General features: G+C 38.7%; 19 protein-coding genes. 9 read left to right on the forward strand and 10 right to left on the reverse strand.

Features of this window, described 5'->3' with window-relative positions; translation table 11 throughout:
• Nucleotides 1-35 precede the first annotated feature (35 nt).
• A complete protein-coding gene (locus tag G4Y78_RS22655; protein WP_163835164.1) occupies nt 36-461 on the forward strand; it encodes a globin in 426 nt (141 codons plus the stop codon).
• A gap of 177 nt (nt 462-638) precedes the next feature.
• Entirely contained in the window at nt 639-3,035 is a 2,397-nt protein-coding gene (locus G4Y78_RS22660; RefSeq protein ID WP_163835165.1) for a Lon protease family protein, read from the forward strand.
• 137 nt (nt 3,036-3,172) lie between these two features.
• On the opposite strand, the gene G4Y78_RS22665 is transcribed toward G4Y78_RS22660, so the two are convergent.
• Complete coding sequence (locus G4Y78_RS22665; RefSeq protein WP_163835166.1) at nt 3,173-4,687, reverse strand: thymidine phosphorylase family protein; 1,515 nt, start codon at nt 4,685-4,687, stop codon at nt 3,173-3,175.
• 355 nt (nt 4,688-5,042) lie between these two features.
• On the opposite strand from G4Y78_RS22665, the gene G4Y78_RS22670 reads away from it, so the two are divergent.
• A complete protein-coding gene (locus tag G4Y78_RS22670; protein WP_163835167.1) occupies nt 5,043-5,507 on the forward strand; it encodes a hypothetical protein in 465 nt (154 codons plus the stop codon).
• A gap of 10 nt (nt 5,508-5,517) precedes the next feature.
• Here G4Y78_RS22670 and amrS read toward each other — a convergent pair whose 3' ends face one another.
• Nucleotides 5,518-6,603, reverse strand: coding sequence for an AmmeMemoRadiSam system radical SAM enzyme (gene amrS / locus G4Y78_RS22675; RefSeq protein WP_163835168.1), 1,086 nt, complete (start codon nt 6,601-6,603; stop codon nt 5,518-5,520).
• Between the two features lie 180 nt (nt 6,604-6,783).
• Between amrS and amrB the strand changes: the two genes are divergently transcribed.
• The 4 genes from amrB (at nt 6,784) to G4Y78_RS22695 (ending at nt 10,431) form a co-directional block, all read left to right on the forward strand.
• On the forward strand, nt 6,784-7,563 hold the full coding sequence (gene amrB, locus G4Y78_RS22680) for an AmmeMemoRadiSam system protein B (RefSeq protein WP_163835169.1): 780 nt from the start codon (nt 6,784-6,786) through the stop codon (nt 7,561-7,563).
• Nucleotides 7,550-8,122, forward strand: a complete 573-nt coding sequence (amrA, locus tag G4Y78_RS22685) for an AmmeMemoRadiSam system protein A (RefSeq protein WP_163835170.1) — start codon at nt 7,550-7,552, stop codon at nt 8,120-8,122. The genes amrB and amrA overlap by 14 nt, the downstream gene beginning before the upstream one ends.
• A 463-nt stretch (nt 8,123-8,585) precedes the next feature.
• Entirely contained in the window at nt 8,586-9,299 is a 714-nt protein-coding gene (locus tag G4Y78_RS22690; RefSeq protein WP_163835171.1) for a substrate-binding periplasmic protein, read from the forward strand.
• A 202-nt stretch (nt 9,300-9,501) separates the two neighbouring features.
• Nucleotides 9,502-10,431 (forward strand): ABC transporter substrate-binding protein, encoded by a 930-nt coding sequence (locus tag G4Y78_RS22695; protein WP_163835172.1) that lies wholly within the window; start codon nt 9,502-9,504, stop codon nt 10,429-10,431.
• Between the two features lie 81 nt (nt 10,432-10,512).
• Here G4Y78_RS22695 and G4Y78_RS22700 read toward each other — a convergent pair whose 3' ends face one another.
• Entirely contained in the window at nt 10,513-11,208 is a 696-nt protein-coding gene (locus tag G4Y78_RS22700) for a YadA-like family protein (RefSeq protein WP_163835173.1), read from the reverse strand.
• 531 nt (nt 11,209-11,739) lie between these two features.
• Nucleotides 11,740-13,392, reverse strand: a complete 1,653-nt coding sequence (locus G4Y78_RS22705) for a M14 family zinc carboxypeptidase (RefSeq protein WP_163835174.1) — start codon at nt 13,390-13,392, stop codon at nt 11,740-11,742.
• A 252-nt stretch (nt 13,393-13,644) separates the two neighbouring features.
• Here G4Y78_RS22705 and G4Y78_RS22710 point away from each other — a divergent pair, with 252 nt between their 5' ends.
• Nucleotides 13,645-14,427, forward strand: coding sequence for a substrate-binding periplasmic protein (locus G4Y78_RS22710; protein WP_163835175.1), 783 nt, complete (start codon nt 13,645-13,647; stop codon nt 14,425-14,427).
• A 74-nt stretch (nt 14,428-14,501) separates the two neighbouring features.
• Here the strand turns inward: G4Y78_RS22710 and G4Y78_RS22715 are convergent, their stop codons facing one another.
• From G4Y78_RS22715 to G4Y78_RS22730, 4 genes are all read right to left on the reverse strand, one after another.
• On the reverse strand, nt 14,502-16,448 hold the full coding sequence (locus G4Y78_RS22715; protein ID WP_163835176.1) for a ribonuclease R family protein: 1,947 nt from the start codon (nt 16,446-16,448) through the stop codon (nt 14,502-14,504).
• 110 nt (nt 16,449-16,558) lie between these two features.
• Entirely contained in the window at nt 16,559-17,554 is a 996-nt protein-coding gene (locus tag G4Y78_RS22720) for an AAA family ATPase (protein ID WP_163835177.1), read from the reverse strand.
• Between the two features lie 246 nt (nt 17,555-17,800).
• Nucleotides 17,801-18,952 (reverse strand): L,D-transpeptidase family protein, encoded by a 1,152-nt coding sequence (locus G4Y78_RS22725; RefSeq protein WP_163835178.1) that lies wholly within the window; start codon nt 18,950-18,952, stop codon nt 17,801-17,803.
• 850 nt (nt 18,953-19,802) lie between these two features.
• Nucleotides 19,803-21,011, reverse strand: coding sequence for a methyl-accepting chemotaxis protein (locus G4Y78_RS22730; RefSeq protein WP_163835179.1), 1,209 nt, complete (start codon nt 21,009-21,011; stop codon nt 19,803-19,805).
• A gap of 389 nt (nt 21,012-21,400) precedes the next feature.
• Between G4Y78_RS22730 and G4Y78_RS22735 the strand changes: the two genes are divergently transcribed.
• The gene (locus G4Y78_RS22735; protein WP_163835180.1) at nt 21,401-21,736 is read left to right on the forward strand and encodes an STAS domain-containing protein; all 336 of its coding nucleotides are present in this window, start codon (nt 21,401-21,403) and stop codon (nt 21,734-21,736) included.
• Between the two features lie 28 nt (nt 21,737-21,764).
• Here G4Y78_RS22735 and G4Y78_RS31135 read toward each other — a convergent pair whose 3' ends face one another.
• Both G4Y78_RS31135 and G4Y78_RS31140 read right to left on the reverse strand, forming a co-directional pair.
• Nucleotides 21,765-22,193 (reverse strand): substrate-binding periplasmic protein, encoded by a 429-nt coding sequence (locus G4Y78_RS31135; RefSeq protein WP_230425636.1) that lies wholly within the window; start codon nt 22,191-22,193, stop codon nt 21,765-21,767.
• Nucleotides 22,194-22,200: 7 nt separating this feature from the next.
• Nucleotides 22,201-22,527 carry a hypothetical protein gene (locus G4Y78_RS31140; RefSeq protein WP_230425637.1) on the reverse strand — a complete coding sequence of 109 codons (327 nt, stop codon included), beginning with the start codon at nt 22,525-22,527 and terminating at the stop codon, nt 22,201-22,203.
• Nucleotides 22,528-22,659 lie beyond the last annotated feature (132 nt).

Below are 22,659 nucleotides of genomic sequence, written 5' to 3' on the forward strand. Positions count from 1 at the left end.
TTTTTAGCAGTGCCTTAACAACTAAGTAAAAAGCGATGAGTGATTTTGAAAATATATTTGATGCCAGTTACGAGCGAGTACTAGGCAAGGAAATTAATGCCCAGTCATTTTTTGATGCCTTTTATGTAAATTTTGTTAGCAAATCAGATGCAATTGCACACACCTTTGCTAACACTGACATGGCTAAACAAAAACGATTATTGGAAAAATCTTTTTACAAACTGCTCACCTTTTACGCTACAAATAATGCGACTGACTATTTAGAAAAAATTGCCATTCAACACAATTACCAACATCTGAATATACTTCCTGAGTGGTATGATATCTGGTTAGAGGCGCTTATCGAAACCGTGGCTCAATATGATGATACATTTTCAGATGATGTTGAGCTTGCTTGGCGGCTAGTACTAGCAAGTGGCATTACTTATATGAAATTTAAATATAACCATGTTGCAAGCTAAACTTTTGCTTTTACCCCCATTCCTCTTACTTTATTTGTTGCCTGGCTGCACGCTTACTCTAGCTGTCGATCCAACAGGTTAAACCGAGTATTTCATTAGCCATCTTCTAGTTTCAGTGATCTGATGAAGTATTCGGGTTAAAGCTAAACTTATAACAAAGAATGGCTGGATCACGCGATGAAACAACAAATTGATAAGTTAAAGCTTAGTGTTGAACGGCTAAAGACCACGATATCCCACAATGACTTTCCGTTTGCAACCACTGACAAACTAAAACCTTATTATGGCATTTTAGGCCAGGATAGAGCTGTTACCGCCTTACAGTTTGGTGTGGCTATGCAACAAAGTGGCTACCATATGTATGTAATGGGCAGGCCTGGGAGTGGTCGGAATTCCTATGTTAAGGCATTTCTTGATAAAGAAGCGAAACGACAAGCAACGCCTGATGACTTTCTTTACGTCAATAATTACAAGTTGACTAGAGAACCCTTTGTGTTGGCGCTACCAGCAGGAACGGCCAATGTTTTCAGAGATGATTTTGAACAATTATTGGATAACTTACTTGCCACATTTCCAGCAGCATTTGAACACCCTAGCTATCAACAGCAAAAGGCTAAAATCGAGCAAGAGTTTAATCAGCAATATGATCGGGCTATCGATACAGTAGAGAAAGCTGCCCTGAAACACAGTATTGCCCTATTTCGGGACACTAATACAATCAGCTTTACCCCAATGAAAGCCGGCAAAACCATGGATGAAGCCGAATTTGCCAGCTTACCTGATGCAGAACGAGATGCCTTTCACCAACATATCTCACACCTGGAAATGCTACTGAATGAAGCTTTAGTTGGACTCCCACAATGGAAGCGTGAGTCATCAGATAAAATGCGCAAACTCAATCGACAAACCATTAATCGAGCTATTGCTCCACTCTTTCGTCCTTTACATGATAAATATAAAGGAATGGCAAAAATACAGGATTTTCTTCAAGCGACTAAAGAGCAACTGCATAAAACAGTTATCGAAATATTAGTAGCAGAAAGTGAAGAAGCTCGTGAAGATGCGGAAAAGAGAGAAGCGCTGGTTAATGAGTTTGCCCCTAATTTGGTAGTCGCTAGGGATAAAACAGCAGGCGCTCCTGTTACTCATGAGCCTCACCCCAGCTATCGAAATTTATTTGGTCGAGTGGAATACAGCAGTGATTTAGGTACGTTAGTAACTAATTTTCGCCATATTTGCCCTGGCTCGCTGCATCAGGCAAATGGGGGTTATCTGATTATTGATGCCGATAAGTTACTGAATGAGCATCATGTGTGGGATGCCCTCAAAAGAGCATTGAAAGAAGAGGAAATACGCTTGGAGTCTCTTGTATCTGAGCTTGGTTTAGTTAATACCATTAGCCTCAACCCTCAGCCCATTCCTCTTAAAGTGAAAATTGTTTTGATTGGTGATCGAGAAACCTACCATTTATTGCAAGCTTACGATGCGGACTTTCATAAGTTGTTTAGAGTAACTGTCGATTTTGATGATGAAATTATTCTCAATGAAGAAACCAAAGATGGTTTCGCACGACTCATGCAAACTTACGTTGAAAAAAATAATTTTGAACCACTCACCTCTGCAGCAGTTGCGCGGTTAATGGAGCATAGTTTACGACTGGCAGAAAATAAATTGAAATTATCCGCTTCTTTTAGAGACATGTTTGACTTAGTTAGCGAAGCGAATTGTTTAAGACGAATGGCCAGAGATGAGTTAATTGAAGTCGATCATATTGAACGCGCACTTCATGGTCAAGAGTGGCGTACCAATCGCCTTGCCAACGATATAATGGATGATATGCTGGATAACACAATTTTAATTGATACACAGGGAGAATACGTTGGCAAAATAAATGGCTTAACTGTACTGGATTTAGGCAACAGCTGTATTGGTACCCCTTCGCGAATTTCTGCTACGGTTTTTCCTGGTACCTCAGGCATTGTCGATATTGAACGGGAAGCTGAGCTAGGGCAGGCAATTCACTCCAAAGGGGTCATGATTTTATCTGGCTATTTAGGTCAAAAATATGCCCAGGATTTTCCACTTAATTTAACGGCTAATATTGCCCTCGAACAGTCTTATGGTAAGGTGGATGGCGATAGCGCCTCACTTGCTGAATTATGCTGTTTAATATCAGCAATTACCCAAATTCCCCTCTCTCAAAGTTTGGCGCTAACTGGATCAATTAACCAATATGGTGAAGTACAAGCCGTTGGCGGTATTAATGAAAAAATTGAAGGTTTTTTTAATTTATGTGAAAAAAGAGGATTAACAGGCAGACAAGGTGTAATTATCCCTTCTGCTAATGTAAAAAACCTGATGCTCAATCAACCTGTTGTAGAAGCTGTATTAGCTGATAAATTTACAATTTATGCTATTACCAAAGTAGATCAAGCACTAGAGCTGCTTACCCATCGCCCCATTGGTGAACTTGATGAAAACCAGCAATACCCTGCCAATTCAATTAACGGTATTGCGATTACTAAACTGAAAAAACTTTCAAAATTGGCTAATAATCACCACCATCATGATTAACAATATATACCCTTCACGAATAACTTCTAGTTTTGTTTTCTTTATTCCTGATCACCAAGGATAGTGAGAGCATGGTGAAATGAGAACATTGCATGAGCAATTGCCGCAGAACATTTAACTATCTCCATTCTTCACCTCTATAACCAAGTTTCTTCTATTCGAATGGCATTAGGGTGTTGCTGTAGAAATTCCAACGCATAACTTAACTCCCCTGTTGCCTCGGAATGTAAAGTAAATAAAGGCTGCCCTTGTGTTACTTGATCACCTAATTTAACTTGCATTTCCAAACCCGCTGTTTTTACTGCTGGCGCTCCAACAAAATGAGCCAACCTCGCAATAAAGCGGTTATCAATATAGGTAATAATGCCATTATGAGATGCAGTTACTTCATAAGCATTGTTCGCTACTGGTGGCTCTGTAAAGCCCCCCTGAGCTTCACAAATAGCAATAAATTTTTTCTCAGCTGCTCCGGAATTTAAAATTTTCTGGGCAAGCCGATACCCATCTCCTTCTTCAGCCTTCCCTCCCATTTCCAATAGTTTTCCTGCAATGGTCAGCGCACGTTGGGCTAGATCTACTGGTGCATCCGGCTCACAGCGTAGCACGGCTAATACATCTCTTGCTTCCAAGGCAGGGCCAACCCCAAAACCAATAGGTTGGTTACCATCAGATGTCATCGCAGTAACCTCAATACCCAAGGCCTCTCCTGTAGCAACTAACAACCGTTGCAAACGAAACGCCGTAGCCTGGTTTTTAATTTTAGCCGTTGGCCCTATAGGAATATCAATGAGCACATGACTGGAGCCAGCCGCTATTTTTTTCGCCAACACGGATGCCACCATTTGCCCTTCACTATCCAGGTTCAATGCCCTTTGCACTCTTAATAAAATATCATCAGCAGGACATAAGCTCACAGAGCCCCCCCACACCAAACAGCCACTTTCTTGTTCAACTACTTGCTGAATTTGTTTCAGACTGAGATTAACAGGTGTCATTACCTCCATGGTATCGACAGTACCAGCAGGTGACGTAATGGCGCGGGAGGATGTTTTCGGCATAGTTAAACCTGCTGCGGCCACTATAGCTACCACTAATGGTGAAGTACGGTTTCCAGGCACGCCTCCTACACAGTGCTTATCCAAAACTTGTGGTATATCCCAGTCAATGCGCTGGCCAGAATCAACCATGGCCTTTGTAATAGCAATTACCTCTGGAGGCGATAAATGGGTGCCAGAACAAGCCCCCAAATAAGTAGCTAACTGAATATCAGGATAATGCCCTAAACAAATATCATGCATCACCTCAAAAGCCGATGCCTCATCAAATGACTTTCCAGCCAGTTTGCTTTTTATATAAGTAAAGGAGTCTGCCGGTTTAGCATGACTGCAATGTACTTGTTCTCCTTCATCTGCTTTTAATAGTGTCCAAGCAGCCTCAGATAAACCAATTTCCTGGTCAGTTAACAACTGACTGGTAATAAATTGAATTGTGGCAATGATACTATGATTTTCAGTGGCCACTTTAATTCGTGAATGAACAGAAAACCCTTCCGATTTACACACATGGCTATCTTGCCTTAAATAAGCAACCGGCTCTTGATGGGTATCAATACCAATCCTACGTAATCGTAACGGCTGTTTTTCAGCTTCCATTGTGGTCCTTCAGCAACAAGTCTTAATTTATACCATTCGCTTTGGCTATAGTAACGCTCGAAAAATTACATAAACTTCTTACAAGTAGCATATTACCGTTATCACAAACCTACAACAGTAATAGGTGTTCCATACACCAAATAAAGCAATAACATTACAAATGCACCTCGACTACCCCACGAGATTATAATAGTTTTTACATAGCGGAAAACCCGAGATCTTTGTCGTTTCAATGCCCGTTACAATTTATACAACTGTTTATTTATTCAAGTTCGAAAACAAGGCACTAGCGCCTCCGTAAGTCTAAACTAACCATAACATGGACTGTTATTTCCAATTTGTAGAGGTGCAACCCATGCAATTTCCCAAGCTCCATGATGTACTGGATTATGTCGTTAAAACCCATTGGCAAATGAGCCAACTTTATCAGAAGTTGAGCCGTAAAGCAGAACAAAAAAAAGTGAAGTTATTGCTAGATTATCTGGTAGAACATGAAAAAGCGATTAGTGATAATTTACTGAAAATTGAAGAGCATGCCCCCAGCCAAGTGATTAACTTGTGGTATCAAGAACTCACTAACGACCCCTTGTTTAAACAATACCACGCAAAAGATTATGGCAAAGACATATCCCTTAATGATGTTATTGAAATTGCATTAGAGCTGGATGATCGACTAATTGATTTATACCAACTACTCGCCAGTCATGCCCAATCAAGCAAAGCGAAAGAAACGCTTAATAATCTGCTCTATATAGAAAAACAGCGAAAAAAACAGTTTATGATGAATGCCTTACAATTAAATGGTAACGACCATGAATAGCACAGTTTTTTTACGACACCATCCGCACGGGTAACCGCCTCGCCCCCCAAACACCTGGTTGCTGCTCAAAAAAACCTGCCAGTGGCGTACCACAATTGACACAATGACCATGGTCATCCAAACCCCAATATCCCAATACATACCAATTACGCTCAATCAACATGGCTCCGCACTGATGGCAATAGGTGCTCTCACCTTTTACATCAAATACATTACCAGTGTAGACATAATTCAACCCTTTACTCATTGCAATTTTTCTTGCTTTGGTCAGAGTTTGTGCAGGGGTACGGGATTTATTCAGCATTTTCCAATCAGGGTGAAAAGCAGTAAAGTGCACTGGGATAAATGGCCCAAGATTTTCCATAATCCATTCGGACATTTGATGGATTTCTTCATCACTATCATTTTCATCTGGAATTAATAAGGTGGTAATTTCAAACCATACTTTAGTTTCATCTTTAAGATATTTCAGAGTATCCAATACTGCACCTAATTCACCACCACAAATTTTCTTATAAAAACGCTCAGTGAAAGCTTTTAAATCTATATTGGCTGCATCCATTCCCTGATAAAATTCCACTCGCGGCTCCTTACAAATATAACCTGCGGTTACGGCAACAGAAAAAATATCATTTTCTCTACAAGCCGCTGCCACGTCCAAGGCATATTCCATAAAGATGACTGGATCATTATAAGTATAAGCAATACTTCGACATCCCAGGCTTTTAGCAGCTATCACTAGCTGTTCAGGTGATGCCTGATCAGCCAGCGTATCCATTTCTCTGGATTTACTCATGTCCCAGTTTTGACAAAACTTACAGGCAAGATTACAACCTGCTGTACCAAACGACAGTACCGGTGTACCAGGATAAAAATGGTTCAACGGTTTTTTTTCTATGGGATCAACACAGAAGCCACTAGAACGGCCATAACTGGTTAACACAATTTGGTTATCTTCACGGGCGCGAACAAAACATAAACCACGCTGTCCTTCCCTTAATTTACAATGCCTTGGGCAAACATCACATTGAATCCGTCCATCTTCCAATTGATGCCAATATTTTGTGGCTACTGTATTAACACTTGAGAAAGCCATCAACCTACCCTACCAGCCATTGATTAGGCTCTATAATAAAACTATATGTATAAATCAGATGCTTGTGTGAACGTTTTTCGCTTATCTATGTTCCAACCTAATATGCTGGTATCTATTTCAAACGCTATAATTCAAGCACTATGTTAACCTTTAGAGTACACCTGAGTTAGGAGGTTCGCTATGGAGATTCGCCAGCCCGCCGTAGCCGGCATGTTTTACCCAGAGTCACCTCAAGACCTCAGCAATACTGTCAAAAACCTGCTGGCAATTGATGATCCAGTCAATATGGCCCCGAAAGTATTAATCGTGCCTCATGCTGGCTATATTTATTCTGGCTCTGTCGCAGCAAAAGCTTATCACCTGCTAGAGCCATTAAAGGATAAGATTCAACGGGTTATCATGTTCGGTCCCTCCCACCGAGTTCCTTTTACTGGGTTAGCCTTACCCGCAACTGAAGCATTTAATACGCCGCTGGGAATGGTTAGCATAGATACACAAGCTATAGAGGAAGCAGCTCAACTGGTCGATGTCCAAGTTCTGGATATTGCTCATACCCACGAGCATTGCCTGGAAGTACAACTCCCTTTTCTACAAACAGTATTAGCCCAATTCAAGCTAGTTCCTTTTGTGGTTGGCCACGCCAGTGCCGAATCTGTCGCTGACGTCATTGAACACTTTTGGGGAGGGCCTGAGACCTTAATAGTCATTAGTTCAGACTTAAGCCACTATCATCCTTATCAGGAAGCCAAAGCCATTGATGCCGCTACAACCGAGAAAATTAAACATCTTGATTACCATTTACACGGAGAAGAAGCCTGTGGTTGTAAACCTATTAATGGAATTTTATTAACAGCAAAGCGAAAAGGACTTGAAGTCACCATTTTAGACACACGCAACTCTGGAGATACTGCTGGCCCGAAAGATACTGTCGTAGGATATGGTGCCTATGCCTTACGCTAAAATAGACCAAGAAGACCAACAAACATTACTGAAACTGGCACGTCAGGTAATTACTGCAGGTTGTAAAAAACAATCATTGCCCAAAGTGAATCCTGATGAGTATTCTACGACTCTTCAGGCAGAACGTAGTGCTTTTGTAACCTTGACAAAACAGCAATTCTTAAGAGGCTGCATCGGTAGTCTAAGCGCTACCCGCCCTTTGGTATTGGAAGTGCACCATAATGCATACGCAAGTGCGTTCGAAGATTATCGGTTCCCTAATATGGAAAGTAGCGAACTAGATAAAATTAAAATTGAAATATCCATATTATCACCTCATCAACCGATAAGCTTTATTGACGAACAGTCACTAATAAATCAATTAAAGCCTTTTCAAGATGGTGTTATTCTGGAATATAAACAACACCGGGGCACTTTTTTACCTCAAGTATGGGATAAATTAACTGACCCTGTTGATTTTTTTAACCAACTCAAACAAAAAGCAGGACTGCCTACTGACTTTTGGAATAACAAAGTAAAGTGCTACAAATACCAGGTCTTCGCTTTTCATGAAGACTAATACTGCCTCATTTGCAATATAAATATAACTATTTACAATAAATAAATATTCCCTCAACACTACAGTTTATTTCTAAAACCCCACCTCCCTCACACTATTGTAAATATAGTTGACACCGAAAACCTAAAATCAGTACTATTCCACTTTCCATAGAGGCTATTTTAGTAATACTAAACCAGTCGATTTCTTAAGGTTAGTCACTATATCATTGCTTGTTTTTGCCTGTATTTCTAAAACTTGCAATTAAAAGAAAACCAGAAATGGCAGACTTATTTACACACTTTCAATAATGCCATTTTTTTAAAGAACATCATATTTAGAAAATTATAGTAGCTGATTAATTTTCTATAACAGACCAAACATACTGAGTATGAAAAAATATATTTTCTTAAGCTGCCTACTATTATGGCTCAATCAACAAACAGTATTTGCCGCTGAATTCAAATGTAAAAAAACTTTGAAAATGGCAATTGGCACACAACGAGAGCCTTTTGTTATTCAGCCAAAAGATAGCCCTGTTACTGGGTTTGATATCGATTTACTTAAAGCTATTGTGGAGAAAGCTGGCTGTAAACTTGAATTGATCAATAAGAAAGATTTGTCATGGGATACGCGCCTAACCATGATAAAAGAGGGACAGCTAGATATCGCCACTGGTGCTTCCTGGAATAATAACCGAGCAGAATGGGCACATTATAGCTTTCCTTATCGTAACGAGTATGCAGGTATCTATATCAGAAAATCAGATGAAGATCTTTTTGCCAGTAAAAGCTTAGCCCAATTATTAGCAGGTCCATTCACTTTAGGCGTAACCAAAGGAAATACTTACGGCTCTAAATTAGATACACTATTGGCAAGTCATAAAAATAAGCTGCATTCTGTAGATAACTCATCCTCTTTTTACCAGTTAATAGACCAGGGGAAAATTGATGGATTTATTGGCTACCCGGTTACAGATATCATTCAGCTTATTAGAAAGAAATTGGATGATAAATTCACATTACATTATGAAACAGTAGTAAAAACTGGTCAGGTTCACTATTTATTAAGCAAAAAAACTGTCTCAATAGACTTAATCAATGCATTCAACTCTGCACTCGTAGAGCTTCGAGCAAATGGTGGTTACGATAAAATTGTAAAAAAATATTCCCTTAGTTATGGTATCAATACCTGGTAATCACTACTTCAAGCGGTTTTCCAAATAACAATCAAATCATTTCAAGAATAATCAAGCGGGTGAAAATCAGCACTCTCACCTATCTTTTTTTAATTTAGTTTAATTTCAACTCATAGGCTATATTTACAAGATATTTAACGCTACTAAACTGCTATCTAAAATGTATATTTATAGCCTTTTGCTTCAAACCTTGCTCATATCCATGTCAATATCAGAACCACTCGCGGGTAGCACCCATGAGCGGATAAAAATTGTGACAAATGACTGGACAAGCCAAATTGTTATGTCAAATATCGCTGCTATTTTTTTCAATGAAATGGGCTACAAAACCTCTTTCGTGCAGCTCAAAACGGATGTTCAATGGAATATGATTAGCCGGGGTCATATTCATCTCCAATTGGAAGTTTGGGAAGGAACAATGGCTGCTCAATACCAAAAGCTCATGGATAACAACAGAATTATTGATTTAGGCAACCATAATGCCATAACCCGAGAAGACTGGTGGTATCCAGCTTATGTTGAAGAAAAATGTCCTGGTTTACCAAATTGGCAAGCACTGCAATCTTGCTATGGAATATTTTCAAAACAGGAGTCAAAAGGAAAAGGGGTTTATTTAGGCGGCCCCTGGGAAAAACCAGATGCCAGGCGAATCAGAGTATTAGGATTAAATTTTATTGTCGAAAGAGTGTCCCATGGCGACCAACTCTGGATTGAACTAGAGCAGGCTTACAACAACAGAAAGCCCATAGTACTTTTTAACTGGACGCCTAACTGGGTTGAATATAAATACAGTGGTAAATTCGTAGAGTTTCCAGAGTATTCAGCTCAGTGCGAAACAGACCCATCCTGGGGTGTTAATCCCAATGCAACTTATGACTGTGGTAATCCTAAGAATGGCTGGTTAACAAAAATCGCCTGGATTGAGTTTCCCAATAAGTGGCCCTGTGCCTATCAAGTAGCGAAAAGAATAAACTTTACTAATGAGCTGATTGCTGAGCTTGTTTATTGGGTAGATGGTCTGTACTTAACTCATCAACAAGCAGCACAACAGTGGATTAAAACCAAAAAGCATGTCTGGCAACAATGGATTCCACCAGAATGTAGAAGAGACTCTATGACTATTTATGATTAATAGTTTATTAGTCAATGCAACTCTTCTTAATTGATAGCCAATACCATTGGGAATAAAAGAAGAGTTGCTATTTAAATAATATTAAAATGAGTAGCCGTAGCCAACTGAACCAGAAACACTACCACCACCCGTGCCAAGTGAAAACTTGGTAGTATGTTTTCCACGGTTGGCTGAGATACCCACAGCAATTCCTTGTTTACCTTTATAATAACCAGCACCCACAGAAATTAGATTTTTACCATCAACTGCTTGAGGCATGCCTGCGATAGCCATAGATGTAGCAATACCTGAAAAAGCATCATCTTCTAAGTCATCAATTTGAGTTTGCAAGCTATCGATACGAGCACTGTTATTTAAACTTCTAGTTGTATTATCTGAAATTTGACCATCATGACGATCCAGCCTCTGACTGTTTTGACCAATATGTTTAGTATTAGTTGTTATACGGGTTTCATGATTTTCCAGAGTCTCAGTATTTTTATTTATTTTTTTCTCATTATTAATAGCTTTATTCTCTGCATTCATTGCCCACTGTTTAGCCTCACCCGCTAGTTTTTTATTGGCTTGAATATCGTTATCGTGTTGATTCAGACGCTTTGTTTGCTTAGCATTGGTGCTTTTAGCCATCTGAATATTATTTTCATTTTTTTCTATACGCTGTCTATTTTGATCTATTTCTTTTTTATTCCATAGAGGATCAGCAGCTAATGCATAATTACTGGCTACACTAAACACTAATGATAACGACAAAACAGAAAGGCAGTTTTTTAACTTCATAATTAGACGACCCACACCTTAGGTTAATTAACTCACTCAAATAAACAAACTAACAAACAGAAGTTTTGTGAAATTCTATTAACCTATAAACACCAATTCAATTGTCGCCTATTTAACAATTTAAGACACAAAAACTAATTAAACTCGTTACAATAATCTTGCCATCCTATTTTTCTCTCAACACTAACCTCATATATTTCAGCAACTTATATATTTTTACAACACAATCAAAATAACACAGCAGAAGATAATTTTTTTCTTGAAAATCCATCTCATAAAATTATAAAAAGCAAATACAGATCACAAAAGAAGAAGGAACAAAAACAGTTCAGAAAAAACAAAGAACAACTCACTTATTCCAGCAATTAACACAATAGTTAATTAAACAAGAATAATTATTAAAATAGCTATAAGAAATACATCACTAAATTTGTAATAACCCCGCCAGGATATTTAACCCAATAACAAAACATCCTGGCAAAGCTGATCACATTATCTACTACGGATTAGCTATAAGGTGTATAAGTATATTTAGTTAATCTCAACAAATACAGCACTGACTGCTCCCCAGTTATTATCTGCATCCTGTGCAGTGACATAGACTGTATGCCTCCCTTTTGCCCAGCCTGTTGTATCAACAGTCGCTTTAATATTTTCAACAGCTTGATCAAATACACCATCTGCCGCTTCAAACCAGCCACTGGGTGTGTTTGCCTTCCAAGGTGGTTGATCGATAAAATAGACTGCTTTTTGAATGAGTTGGGTCGGCTCAGTGCCCCGGGTATTATTAAAACGCCGGTCATTAGCTATGGCTGTTAATTCAACACTATTTTTTATTTCCCGGTTAAACACCGCTTGTTTTAGCTGTTTTAACTCGACGATATCTGGACCTGCTGGCGTTTTATAAGGTGTTCTTACTACTTTTGCTGCATACATCAGTGCAGGTAAATTGGTTGGTAAAATTTTCGTTTGATAATAATCACAAGACTCAAAAAATGCCTTCCCTAATTCAAAAGTGATTGCTGCTATACCCAGCTCACCATAGCTGGCTCCATCACTAGTGCCATCTGTTTCATATAATTCAACAGAACGATAAGGGGTATGGTCATTAAAATAGGCAAACTTACGCCCCAAAGTTTGTAATGCCTGATGGTTTGGCGCGTTGCTACCTTTCGTCCCCCATGGCCAAAGAATTAACTTACCGTGACTATGAATGTCCAAGTGAATACCACTAGTGTCTTCTGGTGCAGGATCATCACGATTGGGTCCTCTCCGATCGGGAAACACGTCCTTTAAATAAGCTTCAAGGGCTTGAACTTCTGGCTCGGAGCCAGCTGCTGCGCCACGATAGGTATCACTACAAACACTGCCACTAGAGCCTCCACTGGTACTATGCCAGGCATAACTAAAATTACGGTTAAGATCGATTCCTGTTCGACTTGAACTCCAAGAGCATTTCGCATCCAGGTTAACATTCTTACGCCATAAAATACCTTGCTCAGCCTTTTTTCTACCATCGGGATTTGCTTGCAACAAAATGTGTACTTCATGATTATCCAAAACCCAGGTGGCATCAGCTTGTTTTCCATAGTCAGCGAGCAACCGTTTGGCAAAAGTTAGGGTTAATCCTGCTGTTGCGTATTCCCTAGCATGAATTGCACTGTTCATTACTAACTTAGGCTTAAATTCAAGATCATGGGTACGATTAGTCAGCTTAATCACTAGTAAATCATACCCTCCTTGATTATTACTTTTTCCCCAAGAGTCACCTATATCCACCAACTGAACCAAGTCTGGATACTCAGCTTGTAAAGCTTGTGCTTGCTGGAAAGTTTCTTCAACCGTGGGATAACAAGCATAACCGGGAATACCACTGACATTTTCAGCAAGATCCCGCCTACTCCTTAACCGCTGTTGATAGCTGGGATATGACTCTAATCGAAAACCTGATGCAATGAGCTTTTTTTGTTCTTGTTGGGTAGCAACAATAGTGAGATAACCCGTTTGATAATCCGACTCTAAAGTATCAAACTGCATTACCGCTTGATGGGCTTTAGTCAAAGAGGGAAAGTAGGCTTTAACTGTCTGCTTATGCTGGTCAACAAATATATTACTCGTATGGGCCAAGCTACTGGCAACACCTGTTAACATCAATCCGGCCAGTCCCCATGAATATAGTTTCATTGTTATTTCCTTGTCCTTTTTCTTTAATCCATTTTATTTCGATTATATATAGTTGGTTATTAACACACCCTATAAATAAGTAACGCTACTAGAGTAACCTGCCCATTCACTGCGAGCAATAGCTTGTTTTCACTGCCTCTACTGTAACCTACTCTATTGTTGCTGTTCTTTTTAGCTCACTGTTCTTTCTAGAATTTTGTACTAATCTGTTTTAAAGCGATGTAACTTGATATTTACTCAAAGGTAGTAAAGATGACATACACCAAAAAAATAACCAGCTACTTTATTTTAGGACTGGTTGCAACCGCTTACTCTTTAACAGCACTTTCTGATAAAAAGGTAGTTATATCGACTGGTGAGTACAGTCCATGGGTATCTGAGAAGCTTAACAATATGGGTTATGTAAGCCATATCATTACCGCCGCGTTTGAACAAGAAGGTTATACCGTTGAATATAAATTTTTACCTTGGAAGCGCGCATATGAATCAGCTAAAAAAGGGGATTTTGACGCTACCTCATTTTGGTTTAGATCAGCTGATCGAGAAAAAGACTTTCATTATAGTAGCCCTGTAATGACAGAAAAAACTGTATTTTTTCATTTAAAATCTACCCCTCTAAAAGACTGGAGTAAGGTTGCAGACTTAAAAGGAAAAACGATTGGCGCTACAACTGGTTTTACTTATACCAAAGAATTTTGGGAAGCAGGTAAAGCAGGTACAATAAAAATAAGTACCGCATCAAGTGATGAAAAGAACTTTAAAAAACTACTTACCAATAGAATAGACATTTTTCCAATGGGAACCGTTGCTGGATTTGATCTGCTGTCCAACCAATTCGACCAAACTTCGGTCCACCTTATCGCTTTCCACCCTAAACCATTAGTCGAGGCCACAGGGCATTTACTATTCTCTAAAAATAAAGAAGGAAGTGAAGGATTGCTAAAAGTATTCAATGCCGGGCTAAAAAAAATCACCGATAAAGGGCTACCTGAAAAATGGCGGGAAGACTTAATGGCTGGAAAATATAAAAAGTAAAAAAATCTACAAAACACTAAAAAAGCCACATAACTTTATCATTATGTGGCTTTTTTCTACTCAAAACAACGTAGCTATTTTGCTAAAGTAAACCGTATACTACGGCGTTTAGTATCGACTTGTCCTAACTGTACATTAACCGCTTGATCTAAAGTAAATCGCTGATCTTCGCTAGTAAGGGTCTGATATAAAGGATCAAAGCTATATTTTTGCGGAAGTTTGCGAGTATCCACAAACCCTTCTGCCCCATTCCCATCTAACCGGACTGTAAAGCCAAAACCATTGAGCTGTACCACTTTACCTTGAAACACCTCATCTGTTTTATCTTGTAAAAACTGACAGATTAACCATTGCTCCATTTCATTGGTTGCCTGACGAATCCGATATTGCTGCTGTTGCAACTGTTCTAGCACTTTGTTAGCCATTGGCTCTACTGAATCATTCAGTAATAATGCCTTAATCAAGCGGTGCATTAATAAATCATTATATTTACGAATCGGAGAAGTGAATGTAGTGTAAACGTCAAACCCCATTCCTGCATGAGGTAGTGGCTCATTACTAAATAAACTGCGCTCAAGCTGTCGGCTAAGAATAGACTTGACTGGTACTTCAGTAGCATGATTGTTCAGTGTCAATAATACTTGACGATACCCCATTGGGCCAGCTAGTTGAGTACAATCAAACTTAGGTAGTTGCTGCTCAAGCAATTTTGCCACATCATCCTGCCGTTCTTTCCGAATGCCTGCATTAGTAATATAAATACCTGAGTTAGCAGCCTTTTCTTTAATAAACTGCGCAGCACTCCGGTTGGCAGCGACCATGCACTCTTCAACTAATTTATGGGCAGACAGTCGCTGCTGTTTTTCTATGCTTGCTATTTTTTGCTGCTCATTCAGCACCAAATGATAGTCAGGCTTATTTTCAAAACTAACGGCATGCTTTTCACGATACTGACTTAATGCTTGCTGAACTGCATAAAGTGAGTCAATTGTGCTAACTAATTGCTCATTGTCTTCGCCCAGAGCCATTTTATTTCCCTGGTCAATATATTCGCTCACTGATTCATAGCTCAGTTTTGCTTTAGAGCAAATCACAGCCTGAAAAAACTGATAACTAGCGATTACCCCATTAGCTGTTAGCTGCATTTCACACACCAAAGCTAACCGCTCCTGATTGGCAACTAACGAACAACGATCATTCGATAACACTTCAGGCAACATTGTTAGCGTACAGCTTGGTAAATAAACAGACATGCCACGTTCACTAGCAGCCAGATCAATTGGTGTACCAGGCTCCACCCAACTGGCTGGATCAGCAATCGCAATTAATACTCGCCAACCTTCCTGACTAGCTTCTGCAAATAGCGCATCATCCATATCTTGAGTAGTGGCAGAGTCGATTGTAACAAAAGGAACAGTGGTTAAATCCCGATGCTGCTCAGTTACTTTATCACGCGTACTAGTCGCTAAAATCTGCTCAACCTGCTGTTGCACAGCCTCTGGCCATGTATCTTGCAATTGGTATTTATTAATAACATAACTGGCTTCAATACCAGCTTTTTTATCACTACCAATCACGTTTAACACTTCTGCCTGTGGCTTGCCGTCTTTAATTGGATGCTGGGTCAATCGACAGCGAACATAATCACCGGCTTGTGCTTTACCACGTTGTTTAGGTGGAATGAAAATCCAACGATTCATTCGCCCGTAGTCTGGATCAACAAAAACCGCCTTCCCCTTTACAACGATCTTACCGGTGAATTCCTTAAAATCGCTTCGAACCAACTCTTCTACTTCTGCAGTAAGCTGGTTACCTTTGCCCGTCAAAGTAACTTTCACCTGATCATGCGGGAGCACTTTTTGCGATTCTTCAGCGGGCAATAAGGCTTGCCTTCCATCATCCAATAGAATGGTAGCTGTCTTAAGCGGGGAGTCTTTTACTTTGCCTTGAAACAGTTTTTTTTGAGCCTTGAGCTGTTGTTTTAATTGTTTAAGCTGGGCTAATGAATCATTACTTAACATGAGTTAAAGGACTTCTGCGTATCGGTTCGTTCAACTAAATAGCCAGTAAAGGCCAGGAATCCGGCCATTCTACTGAATCCCCATTGGTTAATAAACTGGCAGCTTTGAAATCAATTGAACGAATGAGTAAATTTGCCCATTAAAACCCGCTGAGCTTGTTCTAGTCGCTTGTTTCCAGCAATGATCTGATACTCAATATTAAGTTGAGTTAATAATGCTTCACATAGCTGAAAAAACTTTTCACGTTCTGCCTGAGTAGGCTGACAACGCTGTGAATCAAACTGCCAAGGCAGGTCAGGAGATACCAGTAGTACCAAGTCGTAGTGATGTTGTTGAACAAGTTTCACTAGCCATTCTGGAGCCTGACCAAATAGCACCTCGCTCCAGATTTGAATGGACATTATCCCCGTATCAAGTAAAAAGCTATCTGCTTGATTAACAATGGTTTGTTCAATGGCCAACTGCACCTTAGCTATTAGGCCAATATCCTCATAACAGCCAACATTTCCTCGATGCTCTAACCATAGCCTTGCATATTCATTAACGAGTGGCAATTTGAGCGTTTGTGCCAACCCACCAGCCAAGGTTGATTTACCCGCAGACTCTGGGCCTATGATAGCCACTTTACTACCTATTAATTGATCGTCGTTCTCTATCGCTCTACTTGTTGTTTGATAACTGGGCTGTACTGATTTTTTTTGTTCAGTATATGCCTGCAACAGTTCAGGATAAGATAAGGCGAGCTCAACAGGCAAAGGCACCATCCCCAGGCCACTCGCTAACAGCCAATCGGTTTCCTTAAACACTAGAAAGAATTGTTTTGATCTAGGACTACCTTCTTCAGTTTCTATCACAACGGAAACCTGACTGGCAGATGTTGCTAGGTGAACATAAGTAAAGGGATATTGCTGGTTAACTCGTTTAAGTTCAGTATTACTCGCTACTACAACATGAACCTGATCAGCAAAGTGATAGGCAAAATAAAACAGATAATCGCAGTAGGGTTTATGCTTTGGAAAAGGCCCTACCAACCAGCAATGCCCTACCTTTCCAGCAGCTAATATGCTGCTATCAAGCTCAATCTTCTTGCTGCTTATGTTACTCATGAATAACTTCGTGCTTTACCCTGACCAATGCTTCACAGGAAAAGAGTTAACCCGAATACTTCATTCACTGTCAAAGAGTTTAATGCTACATGGGTAAAGCTGGGCAAGAGGTTGGTGAAATACTCAGATTAAGCGACAGGGAAATACGGTAGATGTATATACTTATTAACCAATGGGTTTTATAAGTCTCCACTTAAACCCATTGGTTTTGTATACAGATAATTCTGCGAATTAGAGAGCAGGCTATTATCGTCTAGCTACCTCTAGAGGCCTTTGATCATGACCATAAATATCGTTTGCAAAGTGAACCTTCCCACCAGTATCAACCCAGGCTGTCATGTAAGCTAAGTAAACAGGGATTGGCTGTTCAAGTCGTAAAGTCACTGTTTTATTAGTGTCCAGTAACTTATCTAATCGCTGAGGCTGCCAGCCACGATTAAGTTGGAGTAGGCTTTCTGCTAATTGTCTTGGCTTTTCTACCCTCACACAACCAGAGCTTAATGCTCGGTTATTTTTTCGGAATAAATGAGGCTGAGATGTGTCATGCAAATAAACAGAGTGTTTATTTGGGAAGTCAAATTTAAACCGTCCTAGCGCATTACCTGGTCCAGGTAATTGTTTTAATCGGTAGGGAAAACTTTTATACGACACTTTCCGCCAAGGATTACCAGACTCAACTAATGAATAAGGTGGCACCATCTGAGCATTTTGTCCCCACCCTCTTAATACAAGGAAGTTATGATTTTGCAAATAGTCCGGCTGCCGTCTTAACTTTGGTAAAATATCTTTAACTGCTATTTTTTTAGGCACATTCCAAGGAGGGTTAACCACAATAGAGCGAATCGTGTCGGCCCAGATAGGAGTCTTGCGGGCTTTTTTCCCAACAATCACTTTCATTGTTAACCTGGTTGCATTATCTTCCACTAATTTTAAGCTGTAGTCAGCAATATTCACCAGAACATAACGATCACCCATGTTTTCTGGTAATTGATCTAAACGTGAAAGATTTTTAGCAATAATAGCGGCTTTTTCTCCTGGATGCTGAGCCAAAGCTTGATAGCTTTTATAATCCAATATTCCATTTACAGGTAATTTATGCCGGTGCTGAAAGCTTTTTAAGCCTTTTTGCAACGAACCACCTGGCTTGTCAATATCACCTGTTAACAACAGTAGATTATGCAACAATGCAGCCCGTTTAACGGGGTCTTGAGTCAGGACCTGAGAGTAAGTGGGAAGTTGGCTCCACGCACCAGTTTCTTCCAAGTGTTTATAATGCATCAACGCCTTAGACAAGTGGTGATACTGTTGACTATTCGGCGTATGATTAGACGTTGTGTTGGCAACTGCGACAGGGGTTATTATTAACGCTATCACCAGCCTTAGGCAGCGAATTAGCACAAACCTTCCTCCATGTATTCGATTGACAAATCATCACTGACAGAATTGTCATACGAGGCTTTATTTCGCTACCTAATAGTGGACTACAGCACTCTAATTAAGGCTATTCCCATTACAGTTAAGCCATTTTATCAATTACTGGATTCAATAAACGTTATACACACCCTGTCCAGCAATATTGATTAGAGTTATGTTATATGTAAGCCAAATTATAGCCGGTAGTAAAAAACCTCGAGTTACAAAATCACTCTTAAATTCAGTGATTACCTACATTGTCAGTTATATAAACAAACTACATCTGTTACAAAAAGTACAACCAGCCATTTGCAAAGCTGATATGCAACTATATTAAAAATCAATTGGGCACTATTTTTATAGAAATAGTGCTTTTATAGAAACTTCTATTTACAAAAGTCTCTATCCCATAGCATTCACCCTATAATATTCTAAACATATGGATATAAGTAACACATAGATTTAAAATAATTATTGAGCCGAGTTTAAATAAAAATTATGAGAATCACTCGACTCTGCCTACGTGAATTCTATAGTTTTCCTGCCTAGATTTTCTGACAACTACATCACTTGTTGCTTAAGACTTTATAAATATGAGACGCGAGTTATTTAAAAACTTGATTTTTTTCACATAATTGCGCTTAGCTGTTGAACTAACACTTTAGTGTTATGTTTGATAGGCAAAATAACCCAGTTACAACCAGACACTAGAGTCATATAGAGTTAATCATTCACAGATAGGAAAGTACGGAAGCGAGCAGTACAGAAACATCATATAAATCAACAATGTAGCATAAACACATAACCTCTTTTTAAAGAAGCTCGTTTAACTTATTTAAAATAGCTCTGCATCGCCAGGATTTACCGACTCATTCCCGATATTATGACTAAAATGAGACTCCACATTTCTTGCGGCTATGATTTCAGCAATTCTATTACTTATTTGTTTGAGATAAGAGATAACATTATAATCTTGAGTAGAATAGTCATCACTAATATCAATGCTTTTCTCTAAATAATTTAACTCCTCTGTTATTTTTTCGGTAAGTTGCCTGACTATATCTTCAAACTGTAATGCAGTAATTGCTTTATGTGCTTCTTGATAAGTCACTTGACTTACATCAGCTAATTCTACAACTAATCTACTGACCTCAACCTCACTGTTACTTAATCCTTCCATCATTTGATCTATGCAACCTTTCGCATTAATCATATTATTCATATCCATTGAAGCAATATTGCCTACAATTCCTTCCACTTCATTCACTTTTTCTTTAACCGTTTCAACTTGAGATCGAATTAAACAATTAAAATCATTCGACTTAAATGATAGTTTTCTTACTTCCTGAGCAACCACCGCAAACCCTTTCCCAGCCTCCCCTGCTCTGGCTGATTCAATTGCTGCATTTAAAGCAAGCAAGCTTGTTTGATCAGTAATATTTCTCAATTTAGATAGTTGAGCAAACATTCCATCAAGCTCACTAACCATTTCTTCTATTTTATATACAGCTTGTATACTATGATCACTCATATTAACTAGCATGTTTACATAATTTTCAATAATTACCGATGTTTTATTGGAAAACTCTTCAAAGTTTACTGTCCCTTGTGAATCCTCTTCCCTATTTTTATCTTTAGAGAAATAAGAAATTATCTCAGAAATCAACTTATTTTGCTTTTTAGCCGAAGAGTCTAAAATTAAAAAGCTACTTTCTAGCTTGGTAACCGCATCAGCAGTTATCATACGAATTTTCTCATTATCACCTTTCATTGAAGTCGTTTTGCTATGAACTAGCTCTCTTGCTTTACTTATAAAGCCTTTCACCTCATCATAAATAACTCTATCTTTTTCTTCATCTTTCTCGTGTAGTTTATTATTCAATTTAAATGAACTATTTTTAAAAGAATACAACCAAGCAACTAACACGACAGACAATAATATTGCAAAAAAAACGCCACTATGCTCAACCACCATAACACTAAGTATTATTGCGATAATATTTAGTGTTACAGCAAACCATGAGTTCTTTAATATTAATTTCATAGTAGCTTTTCCTTGCTTGCAACTTATACTTAACCAAGCTAGCTAACTAACAATACAATCAACTAGTCCTTTCTTTCCTAGACATATTCAATTGAAGAGTAGAGTATCTATAAGTTTATAGCACAATAACGCTTACTTCTGTTACTATATCATTTAGTTTGACGGACTTTCACAATTATCCCCCCCTGTAACCACCTAAAAATTTCATTAAAAAATAATTTTTTCATATCACTCAGTAAACTTACAAACGCTAAAAAATTAACTACACTTTTACCCAAAGGCTTATCACTTACCTAAACCACCTTATTTCATAGGCTATTCATACACCCAAAAGAAACACTATATTTGCTTCAGCAACAAGTCTAGCTAGAATGAAGGGCAAACTTTAGATGAACGAATATAACCCTCCAAAGCTCAGCACATCAGTCTCTGGTGATAATGTAATAATTAAAATTGGAAAGGAATTCACCTTCCAGCTAGTCCATTTATTTAGAGAAGTTTATACTGATAAACAGGAAAATAACTACACTTATATTATTGATTTATATGAAACTGAATATATTGACAGCGCTGCTCTTGGCATTCTCCTTAACATGAAGAAGTACTTAAACTGCAGTAAAAACAAAATAAAACTAATAAACTGTAACAACTATATAATAAAGCTATTTTCTTTATCTAAGTTTGATGAGGCTTTCATGGTACAGCCCAAAAAAGCTGTTCACTAATAATACTCAACTAACAAAGATAAACACTCTAGTGTTCAGCCGAAAAATATTTATTCATAATTTCTTGAACATTAACTTGCTTTAGTGCTGCATTAAAAGCACTGACCAACTTTTTCCCTTTATCATTTTTTTTAAAACAAATATAAAGTTTCTTGTCTTCTAACATTTTATTATTAAACTGTATGTTATTTTTTGCCTTTGCTAGTTTTTTTTCTGTGGCAAGTAAATAGTACATCACATTTTTATCAATGACAGCCAAGCTAATCCTTCCACCATTCAACTTCAATAAATTTGCCGTATCGCTGCCTGCAGCATCAATTCGTAACTCACCCTTTGCCGCCATTTGATCAAACTCTGCCGTATTAACATAACCACTGACAGTACCAATTTTAATTTCTTTAAGATTATGTAAGGTTTGCCAAGCTACAGCTGCAGATTTTAACTCAGCAAACCCCAAAGGCCCACTACCCTATTGGCTCAGAAAAAGTAAAGTTTTGCGCTAACTCAGCTGCATAATATTCAGGGAAATAGCCAGCATATTTTGGGTCATCTTTAGCTAAGTCAACCGCTCGTTTCCAAGGGTAAAACTCCACAACTAGATCATAGCCTGCAGCTTTAAAAACAGCCTTAGCGACAGCAACTGAAGCACCCTGTTGTTTAAGCTTTTTGCCAGTGTAGGGTGGCCAGTCCAACGAAGTGAGGTACACTGTTTCAGCTATCACAGCGGAATGCATTCCAAAATCCATAGCCAAAGCCAAACCAATAACCAGTGATATTAACCGCTTCATCATAACCTCCCAGCTTTACTGGCTGTTATCATAATTCTATCTTTGCTACAGTAGCACCAGCTGATACGATGCCAGTAGTATATAACGACTAATTTAAGCATTAACTGGTATGCTTTGCCTGAAACAGGATCTTTT

Origin of the sequence: Spartinivicinus ruber (assembly GCF_011009015.1) — a bacterium.
GTDB lineage: Bacteria > Pseudomonadota > Gammaproteobacteria > Pseudomonadales > Zooshikellaceae > Spartinivicinus > Spartinivicinus ruber.